Source organism: Kitasatospora sp. NPDC056327 (genome assembly GCF_042261735.1).
In the GTDB taxonomy this organism is placed as follows: domain Bacteria; phylum Actinomycetota; class Actinomycetes; order Streptomycetales; family Streptomycetaceae; genus Kitasatospora.
In genome coordinates, this window is the sequence record NZ_JBHJRC010000280.1 from 1 (window position 1) to 11,104 (window position 11,104).

At 73.1% G+C, this 11,104-nt stretch carries 11 protein-coding genes; 8 read left to right on the forward strand and 3 right to left on the reverse strand.

The window, feature by feature from the left end:
* Window positions 1-44: 44 nt before the first annotated feature.
* Window positions 45-674 carry a hypothetical protein gene (locus tag ACFCX4_RS29425; RefSeq protein ID WP_376148860.1) on the reverse strand — a complete coding sequence of 210 codons (630 nt, stop codon included), beginning with the start codon at window positions 672-674 and terminating at the stop codon, window positions 45-47.
* 321 nt (window positions 675-995) lie between these two features.
* Here ACFCX4_RS29425 and hemL point away from each other — a divergent pair, with 321 nt between their 5' ends.
* The 7 genes from hemL to ACFCX4_RS29460 all read left to right on the forward strand — a co-directional run bounded on the left by hemL (window position 996) and on the right by ACFCX4_RS29460 (window position 8,148).
* Window positions 996-2,324 (forward strand): glutamate-1-semialdehyde 2,1-aminomutase, encoded by a 1,329-nt coding sequence (hemL, locus tag ACFCX4_RS29430; RefSeq protein WP_376148862.1) that lies wholly within the window; start codon window positions 996-998, stop codon window positions 2,322-2,324.
* A 135-nt stretch (window positions 2,325-2,459) separates the two neighbouring features.
* Window positions 2,460-3,107 carry a histidine phosphatase family protein gene (locus ACFCX4_RS29435; RefSeq protein ID WP_376148888.1) on the forward strand — a complete coding sequence of 216 codons (648 nt, stop codon included), beginning with the start codon at window positions 2,460-2,462 and terminating at the stop codon, window positions 3,105-3,107.
* A 229-nt stretch (window positions 3,108-3,336) separates the two neighbouring features.
* Window positions 3,337-3,942, forward strand: a complete 606-nt coding sequence (locus tag ACFCX4_RS29440) for a TlpA family protein disulfide reductase (RefSeq protein WP_376148865.1) — start codon at window positions 3,337-3,339, stop codon at window positions 3,940-3,942.
* Window positions 3,939-4,712: a cytochrome c biogenesis CcdA family protein gene (locus ACFCX4_RS29445; protein ID WP_376148867.1), complete on the forward strand. Its 774-nt coding sequence runs from the start codon at window positions 3,939-3,941 to the stop codon at window positions 4,710-4,712. The genes ACFCX4_RS29440 and ACFCX4_RS29445 overlap by 4 nt, the downstream gene beginning before the upstream one ends.
* A 3-nt stretch (window positions 4,713-4,715) precedes the next feature.
* Complete coding sequence (locus tag ACFCX4_RS29450) at window positions 4,716-6,482, forward strand: cytochrome c biogenesis protein ResB (protein ID WP_376148870.1); 1,767 nt, start codon at window positions 4,716-4,718, stop codon at window positions 6,480-6,482.
* A gap of 3 nt (window positions 6,483-6,485) precedes the next feature.
* Window positions 6,486-7,619, forward strand: a complete 1,134-nt coding sequence (gene ccsB, locus ACFCX4_RS29455) for a c-type cytochrome biogenesis protein CcsB (RefSeq protein ID WP_376148873.1) — start codon at window positions 6,486-6,488, stop codon at window positions 7,617-7,619.
* Window positions 7,620-7,761: 142 nt separating this feature from the next.
* Window positions 7,762-8,148, forward strand: coding sequence for a hypothetical protein (locus tag ACFCX4_RS29460; RefSeq protein ID WP_376148876.1), 387 nt, complete (start codon window positions 7,762-7,764; stop codon window positions 8,146-8,148).
* A 30-nt stretch (window positions 8,149-8,178) separates the two neighbouring features.
* Here the strand turns inward: ACFCX4_RS29460 and ACFCX4_RS29465 are convergent, their stop codons facing one another.
* The gene (locus tag ACFCX4_RS29465) at window positions 8,179-9,228 is read right to left on the reverse strand and encodes a ScbA/BarX family gamma-butyrolactone biosynthesis protein (protein WP_376148879.1); all 1,050 of its coding nucleotides are present in this window, start codon (window positions 9,226-9,228) and stop codon (window positions 8,179-8,181) included.
* 363 nt (window positions 9,229-9,591) lie between these two features.
* Between ACFCX4_RS29465 and ACFCX4_RS29470 the strand changes: the two genes are divergently transcribed.
* Entirely contained in the window at window positions 9,592-10,242 is a 651-nt protein-coding gene (locus tag ACFCX4_RS29470; protein WP_376148882.1) for a ScbR family autoregulator-binding transcription factor, read from the forward strand.
* Window positions 10,243-10,302: 60 nt separating this feature from the next.
* Here ACFCX4_RS29470 and ACFCX4_RS29475 read toward each other — a convergent pair whose 3' ends face one another.
* On the reverse strand, window positions 10,303-10,944 hold the full coding sequence (locus ACFCX4_RS29475; protein WP_376148885.1) for a ScbR family autoregulator-binding transcription factor: 642 nt from the start codon (window positions 10,942-10,944) through the stop codon (window positions 10,303-10,305).
* Window positions 10,945-11,104: the final 160 nt, after the last annotated feature.

An 11,104-nucleotide genomic window follows, 5' to 3' on the forward strand; every position in this document is an offset into this window, starting at 1 on the left:
CCCCGGCACCGAGCCGGGGCCCCCGCCCGTTCGCCGACCGTCCGTCAGGGCCAGACCAGGCAGTACAGCTGGTGCCCGGCCTCGTGCAGCCGGTTCGCGAAGTCCTGCCACTCGTGCAGCATGCTGTAGATCACGAAGGCGTCCCGCGGCCCCCGGCGGTCCGGCACGGTGGACCAGATGAAGGCGGCGGCGCCCAGTTCGGTCTCGTCCGCCTTGCGCAGCGGCTCGACGACGTTCTGGGGGAGCTGGACGACCGCGTAGTCCGGGTGCAGCACGACCAGTTCCAGCGGCGGCACCTGGTGCAGCGGAACGCCCTGGATGCCGGTGAGGACCATGGCGCTCATGGTCTCCGGTTTGATCTTGGTGGAGAGGTGGCCGTTGGGCGAGCCACTGGTCTCCATCAGGTCGCCGAGCCGGCCGAGTGAGCCGAGCTCGCCCGCGTCCAGCCCGAGCCCGCCCGGACCGAGGGCGGTCGGGACCCGGGCCGCGGTCGCCCGGTCGGGTGCGCCGAAGTACTTGTACGTCACCCCCACGCGTCCCTCACCCCGCCTCTCGCGGCCACGGCCGCCCCGCCCCGTTCCCGCTCCCGTACCCCCGCGTGCGGCCTCGGTGGGCCGGCGGGGGCCACCCGCGGCCTCGTCGTGGCCGTCCTGCGCCTCGGACACTCGGACCATCCTCACCGGAATTCGCCGGAATCGACAGACCCCCGCACGTCCGGTGTCCTCCGGACGTGCTCCTTACCCGTCATGCGCCGCCGTACCCAGTCGCGGTACGCGGCAGTCCTCTTCCACACCCCTGCGTCGACCCGGAACGTCCGTTCGCCCTCGCGGCCGGCCGGACTCCGGAGACACTCCGGGTACACAGTCTGACTGGTCCGGGCGTCCGGCACAGCCAGGGGTCGTGTTGTACGGATAACCGTACAGACTCCGGCGCCCGGATCATCGTTCCAGATGATGAGGTCCGACATGCAGAGGTGAAGGACACGATTTGAGACCATGTCTTCCGTGAGCTACCCCTACGAAGCACCCCAGTCCCAGTCGCTCTTCGATCGTGCCTCGGTCGTCACCCCCGGCGGCGTCAACTCCCCGGTGCGCGCCTTCCGCGCCGTCGGCGGTACGCCGCGATTCATGGTGTCCGGCACCGGCCCCTACCTGACCGACGCCGACGGCCGCGAGTACGTCGACCTGGTCTGCTCGTGGGGCCCGATGATCCTCGGCCACGCCCACCCGGCCGTCCTCGACGCCGTCCAGCAGGCGGTGGTGCGGGGCACCTCCTTCGGCACGCCCGGGCAGGGCGAGGTCGAGCTGGCCGAGGAGATCGTCGCCCGGGTCGCCCCGGTCGAGCAGGTCCGGCTGGTCTCCTCGGGCACCGAGGCCACCATGTCGGCGATCCGGCTGGCCCGCGGCTTCACCGGCCGCGCGAAGGTCGTGAAGTTCGCCGGCTGCTACCACGGCCATGTGGACGCGCTGCTGGCCGCCGCCGGTTCCGGGGTCGCCACCTTCGGCCTGCCGGACACCCCGGGCGTCACCGGTGCCCAGGCCGGCGACACCATCGTGCTGCCGTACAACGACCTCGCCGCCGTCGAGGAGGCGTTCCGCGCCCACCCCGGCGAGATCGCCTGCGTGATCACCGAGGCCTCGCCCGGCAACATGGGCGTCGTCCCGCCGCTGCCGGGCTTCAACGGCGGTCTGGCCCGGCTCTGCCGGGAGAACGGCGCGCTGTTCGTCTCCGACGAGGTGATGACCGGTTTCCGCGTCTCCAGGGCGGGCTGGTACGGCCTGGAGGCGGCGAACGAGGGCTGGGCGCCCGACCTGCTCACCTTCGGCAAGGTGATGGGCGGCGGCTTCCCGGCCGCGGCCTTCGGCGGCCGGGCCGACGTGATGGCCCACCTCGCCCCGGCCGGGCCGGTCTACCAGGCCGGCACCCTCTCCGGGAACCCGATCGCCACCGCGGCCGGCCTGGCCCAGCTGCGGAACTGCACCGACGAGGTCTACACGGCCGTCGACCGGGTCGCCGCCGAGGTCTCCGGGCTGGTCTCCGCCGCGCTCGCCAAGGAGGGCGTGGCGCACCGGCTGCAGACCGCCGGGAACATGTTCTCGGTGTTCTTCACCGAGGACGCCGTGACGAACTACGCGGAGGCGAAGACCCAGGAGGCGTTCCGCTTCACCGCCTTCTTCCACACCATGCTCGCCGAGGGCGTCTACCTGCCGCCGTCCGCGTTCGAGTCGTGGTTCGTCTCCGCCTCGCACGACGAGCGGGCGCTCGAACGGATCGCCGCCGCCCTGCCCGCCGCCGCCCGCGCCGCCGCCGAAGCCGCGGCCTAGGGCGTGTCTTGTGGATCTTGTCGGACAGGCGGCGTCGCGGGCCCGGCATTGATCCACAAGAGACGCCCTAGTCCTCACACCGAGCCCCAGGAGTACTGAGAAGTGAGCGCCAAGGACATCACCGTCGTCCACCTGATGCGGCACGGCGAGGTGCACAACCCGGAGGGCGTCCTCTACGGGCGCCTGCCGGGCTACCGGCTGTCCGAGCTGGGCCGGCAGATGGCCGACCGGGTCGCCGAGGACCTCGCCGGCCGGGACATCACCCACGTGGTGGCGTCCCCGCTGGAGCGTGCGCAGGAGACCGCCGAGCCGATCGCCAAGTCGCACGGCCTGGACCTCGCGACGGACGGGCGGCTGATCGAGGCGGAGAACGTCTTCGAGGGCAAGACCTTCGGAGTGGGCGACGGCTCGCTGCGCAACCCGTCCTACTGGAAGTACCTGACCAACCCGTTCAAGCCCTCCTGGGGCGAGCCGTACCTGGAGCAGGCGGTGCGGATGATGGGCGCGCTGGCCGCGGCCCGGGACGCCGCACGCGGGCACGAGGCGGTCTGCGTCAGCCACCAGCTGCCGATCTGGATCGTCCGCTCCTTCGTGGAGCGCCGCCGGCTCTGGCACGACCCGCGCAACCGCCAGTGCTCGCTGGCCTCGCTGACCAGCTTCACCTACGAGGGGGACCGGATCGTCTCGGTCGGCTACCGCGAGCCGGCCCGCGACCTGCTGCCGGCGCACCTGGTCGGCAAGGGCGGCAAGAGCAAGCCGGTGGGCAAGAGCTTCGGCGCCTGAACCCGGCCGCGGGGTGCGGTGATTCCGGGTACGCCGAGGGAGCCCGGACGAGCGGAACGGTGCCCATGGTTCCCGATCCGGCGTAAAAACCGTGTGAGTAAGACCTGGGTCACACTCCCGCGACACCAGGGCCGATGGTCCCGCCGCAGGTCAGAGGGGGTCCGGCAGAGAACGCCGGACCCCCCGGGGCCCGCCCGCGACTCCATGCGAAACTTTTCACATGTCTGGCATGACGCGCCCCCGTCCCCGTGTCGCCGCCGCCGCGGTCACCACCGCCGCTGCCGCGCTGGTCCTCACCGCCTGCAGCTCCTCCGGCTCCTCGGCCAGCGGTGACGGGCAGATCGGTTTCGTCACCGCCAAGGGCAGCAACATCTCGACCGCCGCCGTCGGCAAGCGCCAGGACGCGCCGGACATCGGCGGGGACACCCTGGAGGGCACCCCGGCCAAGCTCTCGGACTACCGGGGCAAGGTCGTCGTGGTGAACGTCTGGGGCTCCTGGTGCGGCCCGTGCCGCTCGGAGGCCGACGACCTCCAGCGGATCTGGGAGAAGTACAAGGACCAGGGCGTGCAGTTCCTCGGGATCAACACCCGCGACACCGAGATCAAGAACGCCGTCCGCTTCGAGCAGGAGAAGGGCGTCACCTTCCCCAGCATCTACGACCCGGCCGGCGCCCAGCTGCTCAAGTTCCCCAAGGGCAGCCTCAACCCGCAGTCCATCCCGACCACCCTGGTGGTCGACCGGGACGGGAGGCTGGCCGCCCGGGCCGTCGGCGGCCAGACCGACGACGCCCTGGAATCGATGCTCCGGCCGATCGTGGCGGAGCAGCAGAAGTGAGCGCGACGCTCCAGCTCGCCGACACCACCGGAACCATCCAGAGCGGGGCGCTGCTGATGGCGGCGCCGATCGCGCTGGCGGCCGGCCTGGTGTCCTTCTTCTCGCCCTGCGTGCTCCCGCTGGTCCCCGGCTACCTGTCGTACGTCACCGGCTTCTCCGCCTCGGACCTCGCGGACGCCCGCGGCGCCCGGCGCGGCCGGATGCTGGCGGGCGCGCTGCTGTTCGTCGTCGGCTTCACCGCCGTGTTCGTCTCCGGCGGCGCGCTGTTCGGCTTCTTCGGCCAGACGCTCCTGGAGCACAAGCGGGTCATCTCGATCGTGCTCGGCTCGGTGACCGTGGTCATGGGCCTGGCCTTCATGGGTCTGGTGCCCGGGCTGAGCGTGCGCGAGCTGCGCTCGCACCGCCGCCCGGCCGTCGGCCTGCTCGGCGCGCCGATGCTGGGCGTGGTGTTCGGCGTCGGCTGGACGCCCTGCCTCGGCCCGACGATGTCGGCGATCCAGACGCTCGCCTTCAACGAGGCGGACGCCGGCCGCGCCGCCCTGCTGATGACCGTCTACTGCCTGGGCCTGGGCGTACCGTTCATCGTGGCCGCGGTGGCCTTCCGCCGGGCACTGGGTGCCTTCGGCTGGGTCAAGCGGCACTACCCGCTCGTCATGCGGATCGGCGGCGGCATGCTCGTCGTGGTCGGTCTGCTCCTGGTCACCGGGGTCTGGGACTCGATGGTGAGTGACCTGCAGAACCAGTTCGCCGACTTCCAGATCGGAATCTGACCCGTGACCAAGACCACGACCGAGCGCGAGGAGCGCGGGGCCGCCGCGCCGGGCGCGGCCGAGGAAGCGGCCGAGCGGCTGACCACCGCCCCGGCCGAGTCCGACGGCCCCACCGGCATCGGCGTGCTCGGCTGGCTGCGCTGGATGTGGCGCCAGCTGACGTCGATGCGGGTCGCGCTGATCCTGCTGTTCCTGCTCTCGCTGGCGGCCATTCCGGGCTCGCTGATCCCGCAGAACGGCCAGAACCAGTTCAAGGCGGAGGCCTGGAAGGCGCAGCACACCACGGTCGCGCCGATCTACGAGAAGCTCCAGCTGTTCGACGTCTACAGCTCGGTCTGGTTCTCGGCGATCTACATCCTGCTGTTCGTCTCGCTGGCCGGCTGCATCGTCCCGCGCACCTGGCAGTTCGTCGGCGTGCTGCGCGCGCAGCCGCCGGCCGCGCCGCGCAACCTGACCCGGATGCCGGTGTACGCGGCCTGGCGGACGGACGCGGACGCCGCGACCGTCAACGCCGCCGCCCACCGGCTGCTGCGCGGGCGGCGGTTCCGGGCGCACCTGGACGGCGGCGCGGTGGCGGCCGAGAAGGGCTACCTGCGCGAGGTCGGCAACCTGCTCTTCCACCTGTCGCTGTTCGCGCTGCTCGGCGGCTTCGCCTGGGCGAGCCTGGCCAGCGGCACCGGCGGCAAGCTGCTGGTCGAGGGCGAGGGCTACTCCAACACCATCACGCAGCTGGACGACTTCACCGGCACCCGGTTCTACGGCAGCGACGACCTCGACCCGTTCTACGTGAAGCTGGACACCTTCACCTCGAAGTTCCAGAACAACGGCTCGCAGATCGGCAGCGCGCGGCAGTTCACCGCGGGCGTCGAGTACTACGAGGGCAGCGACCCGTCGAAGCTGAAGCGCGGCAAGATCGAGGTCAACCACCCGCTGGAGATCGGCGGCAGCAAGTTCTTCCTGATCGGCCACGGCTACGCGCCGGTGATCACGGTCCGCAACGCCGCGGGCGACGTCGTCTACACCGGGGCGACCCCGTTCCTGCCGCAGGACGGCAACCTCACCTCGACCGGCGTCATCAAGGTCTCCGACTACGGCGAGAAGGACGGGCAGCGGACCCAGCTGGGCCTCTCCGGCTTCTTCCTGCCGACCGCCCCGGTGGCCTTCGACAAGAACACCGGCCCGCGCTCGCTGTTCCCCGGTGACGCGGACCCGGCGCTGGTGCTGAACGTCTACGCGGGCGACCTGGGCACCGACTCCGGCCTGCCGCAGAACATCTACCAGCTCAACACCAAGAAGCTGACCCAGCTCCAGCAGGACGGCGAGCCGGCCAAGGCCCGGCTGAAGCCCGGCCAGGGCTGGAACCTGCCGGACGGCTACGGGTCGGTCACCTTCGAGGGCTACAAGCAGTGGGCGAGCTTCAACGTCTCGCACCGACCGGGCAACGCGATCGCCCTGGTCGGCGCGGTGGCCGCGATCCTCGGCCTGATCGGCTCGCTGTTCGTGCAGCGCCGCCGGATCTGGGTGCGGGCGGTCGCCCTGCCGGACGGCGGGACCCTGGTCGAGCTGGCCGGGTTGGGCCGCAGCGAGTCGGCGAAGACCGCCGAGGAGCTGGCGGCGCTCGCGGTGGACCTCCAGGACGACGCGCCCGCGCTCGACGACGAGCCCGGTGACGAGCCCGGTGACGCGCCCGACGACGGCAGCACGGAGGCCGACGAGGCCTCAGCACCCGAAGAATCCGCAGTCCCCGCCGACCTGAACTCCAAGGAGTAGACGGTGCACCTCGCCTCGTCGGTCGACCCGCAGCTGGCCGACCTGTCCAACAAGCTCATCTATTCGGCGATGGCGGTCTACCTGATCGCCATGTTCGCCTACATGTTCGAGTGGACCTTCGGCGCGAAGGGCGCCGTCGCCGTCCGCTCCATCGAACAGGCGGGCCTGGCCGAGACCGTCGCGGAAGCCGACGCCAAGGCCAAGGGCGCCAAGAAGGTGACCGTCACCGTCGCCTCCGCCAAGGGCGGCACCACCACGCTCACCCGCACCGCGCTGGCCGGCGAGGGCGCGACGGTGGTGACCAGCGGGCGCGGTGACGACGACGTCGACGGCCCGGGCGCGGCCGGTACCAGCGAGAGGGCCGACCTGGCCGGCCGGATCGCGGTCTCGCTCACCGTCCTCGGCCTCCTGCTGCACGTGGGCGGCGTCCTCACCCGCGGCCTCTCGGTCTCCCGCTGGCCGTGGGGCAACATGTACGAGTTCTCCTGCGCCTTCGCGCTCGCCATGACGGCGGCCTTCGTCGGGCTGCTGCTCGCGAGGAAGCCGGTCCGCTGGCTCGGCCTGCCGGTCACCCTGGCCGTCGTGCTCACCCTGGGCGTGGCCACCGAGGTGCTGTACACCGAGTCCGAGCAGCTCGTCCCGGCGCTGCACTCGTACTGGCTCGCGATCCACGTCTCCACCGCGATCGTCTGCGGCGGCGCCTTCTACGCGGCGTTCATCGCGACCCTGCTCTACCTGGGCAAGGACTCCTTCGACAAGCGGATGGCGGCCGGCCTGGCCAAGGGCCCGCTGGGCACCTCGCCGTCGATCTGGCGCCGGCTGCCCGCCGCCTCGACCCTGGACAAGCTGTCCTACCGGATCAACGCCCTGGTCTTCCCGCTGTGGACCTTCACCATCATCGCGGGCGCGATCTGGGCCGAGGCCGCCTGGGGCAAGTACTGGGAGTGGGACCCGAAGGAGACCTGGTCGTTCATCACCTGGGTCGCCTACGCCTGCTACCTGCACGCCCGCGCCACGGCCGGCTGGAAGGGCCGCAAGGCCGCGTACCTGGCGCTCGCCGCCTTCGCGTGCTGGCTCTTCAACTACTACGGCGTGAACATCTTCGTCACCGGAAAGCACTCCTACGCCGGGGTCTGACCGGAACGGAAACCACCCACCGGCCCGGCGCTCCAGACGAGGAAGCCGGGCCGAGGTGCGACAGGGGTAGTTCGTGCCGGCCACCCGGTCCGGCACGGGGAGGAACTGAGGAGGAAATCGCGCAATGGAGTGCGACGAGGTCATGCTGACCGTCCGAATCACCGCCGCCGAGCACCTGCTGCTCCGCCGGCTCGCCCAGGGGCACCGCAGCGACGTGTCCGAGGTGGTGGCCGACGGGCTGCTGGACATCATTCCCACGCTCAGCTCGCCGGCCGACGCCCACCGGCTGCTGGCCGCCCTCGCGGCCCCCGCGCCGTGCGCGCTGACCGTCTGGCTGCCGACACCGCTGGCCGACCTGCTGGTGCCGGGCGCGGCCCGGATCGCCCAGGTGACGCACGTGCGGATCGGCTCGGCGAGCGCGATGCTGGGTGCCGCGCTGCGGCTGTGGCTGGCCCAGGACCCTGGCCGGCTGGCGGAGAACCTCTCGGTGATGCACGCCGGGCGGCCGTCCGCGCTGATGGCCGCCTGACCCGGCGGCCGTGTCGGGCCGCCGCCGGGCTCAGCCCGCGAGCGGCAGGCCGCGGCGGGCCGGACCCCCGGTGGCCGCGGCCGGGCCGCCGTCGGCCGGCCCGGTGAGCAGCCGGGCCTCGGCCACCGTCCGGCCGTCCTGCACCAGCACGACCCGCAGCGGCGTCCGCCGGCCGCCGCCCTCCTGCCCGGCCTCCCGGACGGCGCGCACCACGCAGGGGCGGTCCGGCGCGATCGGGGTGTGGAAGGACGTGACCAGCTCCAGCGGTACCACCCGGTCCGGGTGGTGCAGCCGCTGGGCGGCCTGCCGGGCGGCCTCCAGGACGAGCCGCCCGGGCAGGTGGCCCGGTGCCGGGTCCATCGGATCGAACAGCACCGGGTGCGCGTCGTCCGCGCGCAGCAGCCAGCTGCCGGGCAGCAGCGCCGGTCCGAGTACGACGTCGGCGGCCTGCTGACGGCCCACCAGCTCCGGCGCGGTCGCCTGGTCCGGCAGCCGCAGCGGGGCGGCGCCCCGGCCGGGGCCGCGGAGCCGGCCGTACGCGGCGGGGGAGAGGACCCGCAGCCCGCCGGAGCCGCGGGCGACCGGACGGCCGTCGCGCTCGACCTCCGCGTGCACCCGCAGCGCGGCCAGCCGGCCGTGGCGCATCCGGACGTCGTGGCAGCTGACCCGGAGCATCAGCTCGGTGGGGGCGGCGGTGACCGCGAGGCCCTCCAGACCCGCCGGACCGAGCGCGTAGCCGAGCTCGTCGAGCACCGCGTGGTGGTCGTGCGGGACACCGAACCCGGCGTGGCCGATCAGCAGGGCGGCCTGCCGGAGGGTCTCGGCCATCAGCACCGGGTCGTGGTGCCGGTCCCCGGGCAGCCGGTAGAAGCCGTGCAGCCGCGGCCACTGGGCGCCCAGCAGGAAGTCGTAGGGGCCGGTCGCCTGCCAGCCGGTGATGAGCACCTCGGCGACCGAGGAGCGGCGCACCAGGCGGCGCGGGACGGTCCGTTCGTGGAAGCCGTAGCGGGTCCCGCCGGGGTGGCCGGGTGCGGGGTGGGGGTACGGGGTGTCGCCGTCCGTCGCGGTGAACACTGGCATGACTGGGCCCACTCCCGGGTGTCGGTCGGCAGGCCGTGCGGGCGGCCCTGGAAAAACATACAGGCCACCCGGTTTCTGCTCCTCCCGAGGGGTCGTCACCTGCCCGGGCCCGCGCTTCTCACGCTACCCGGGCTCCGGCCTGCGGCAACGTCCGGACGGCCCGGTCCGGTCACCGGGCGGGGCCCGATCCCCCCTGACGGCGGGGGCCGGACAGGGGCTAGATTAGATACCAACCATGCGGTTTCGGGCGGGCGCGGAGCGCCACCGACGGTCCGCAGACGGGGCGCCGCACCATCGACGACGGCGCCGTGACAAGCAACCGGGCGGGCCGGAGCTCGCCACGGCCGGGGCCGGAGGGGCCGAGTGGCTAAGCAGGAACGGGCGGGGCGCACCAGGCAGGCCGTGCTGCTCGCCGCGGCGGACACCTTCGCCGACGCGGGCTTCGAGTCGGCGAGCCTGGTCGACATCAGCCGCAGGGCGGGCGTCAGCAAGGGCGCGCTCTACTTCCACTTCGTCTCCAAGCAGGCGCTTGCCGACGGGGTCCGCACGGAGGCCGCCGACACCATCGGCCTGGCGGTGCTGCGCGCGCTGCGCGGCAGCGGGCCGGCCGTCCAGGAACTCGTCGACCTCACCCACGAACTGGCACGGCTGCTGCGCGAGGACGTGCTGGTCCGGGCCGGCGTGCTGCTGGGCCTCGGGGGCCGGCCGGCGGGCTGCGGGGTGGGCGCGGTGGTGTCGCCGGCCGGCTCGCCGCCGGAGCCCTCGGCGGACGCCTGGTGGAGCCTGACCGCCGTCTTCCGCACCCTGCTCGACCGGGCCGCGGCGGCCGGCGAACTGCGCCCCGGCCTCGACCGGGACCAGGCGGCCGGGCTGCTCACCACCCTCGCGGCCGGGCTGGTCCTGTTCGCCGCCGAGTGCACCGGCCGGCTCGCCCCGGCGGCGGTCAGCGGCCTCTGGTCGGCCGCCCTGCCGTCCCTCGTCCCGGCCGACCGGCTGCCGGACTACCGGATCTGAGCCGTCCCGCCCCCGGACAGGAGGCCCGGTGCCCGGAGACCCGGTGCCGGCAGGCGCGGGTCAGGAGACCCCGGGAACGGGCACCCGGGTGCCTGCGCGGTCGACGGTGTCCAGCCGGGCGAGGGTGTGCGCCTCGACCAGGCCGGGCAACAGCAGCGCCCAGAGGTCGGCCATCCGCTGCAGCAGGTCCCTGCGGTCCGTCAGCACCTGTGAGCTGAGCTGGATGCCGGTCACCGCGCCGGTGATCACCCCGGCCGCCGCGGCGGGCCGCACCCCCGGTCGGAGCTCGCCGGCGTCCAGGGCGCGCTCCAGCAGCTCGTGCGCCGCGTCCCGCCAGCCCTGGTACGCGCCGATCTGCGGCTGGGTGAAGCTGCCGTGCTCGATGGTCAGCCGGATCGAGCCGCGCAGCAGCGGGTCGTCCAGCAGCGAGTGCGCGAACGCGTAGCCGAGGTCGATGACGGTCTGCATCGGGCTGGCGGAGGCGGGTTCCCAGGTGGCGAGCCAGGCACCCTGGCCCTCGATCACGGCGAGCGCCAGCTCCTCCTTGGACGGGAAGTGGAAGTAGAGCGCGCCCTTGGTGACGCCGGCCCGTTCCAGGATCTCCGCCATGGTCGCGCCCGCGTACCCGCGTTCGTCGAACACCTCGGCCGCGGCGCGCAGCACCGTCTGGCGGGTCGCCAGCGCCCGGGCCTGCCTGGCCATCACGGCCTCCCTGATCTCTGGTCGTCGGCAGCTGCTGGATCCTACGGGGGCGGGCCGGGCGGTCGCCCGACTACCGCGCGGTAGCGGTCCTTTCGAGCCGTTCCCGGCACCTGCGCGGGCCCGGCGGAACGCCGGAGGCCGGTCACCCCCTCCCCGCGGG

Excerpts from the sequence above, each read along its gene's own strand:
- ACFCX4_RS29425 (WP_376148860.1), bottom strand. The coding sequence starts at position 674 with ATGGTCCGAGTGTCCGAGGCGCAGGACGGCCACGACGAGGCCGCGGGT.
- hemL (WP_376148862.1), top strand. The coding sequence starts at position 996 with ATGTCTTCCGTGAGCTACCCCTACGAAGCACCCCAGTCCCAGTCGCTC.
- ACFCX4_RS29435 (WP_376148888.1), top strand. The coding sequence starts at position 2,460 with ATGCGGCACGGCGAGGTGCACAACCCGGAGGGCGTCCTCTACGGGCGC.
- ACFCX4_RS29440 (WP_376148865.1), top strand. The coding sequence starts at position 3,337 with ATGACGCGCCCCCGTCCCCGTGTCGCCGCCGCCGCGGTCACCACCGCC.
- ACFCX4_RS29460 (WP_376148876.1), top strand. The coding sequence starts at position 7,762 with ATGCTGACCGTCCGAATCACCGCCGCCGAGCACCTGCTGCTCCGCCGG.
- ACFCX4_RS29465 (WP_376148879.1), bottom strand. The coding sequence starts at position 9,228 with ATGCCAGTGTTCACCGCGACGGACGGCGACACCCCGTACCCCCACCCC.
- ACFCX4_RS29475 (WP_376148885.1), bottom strand. The coding sequence starts at position 10,944 with ATGGCCAGGCAGGCCCGGGCGCTGGCGACCCGCCAGACGGTGCTGCGC.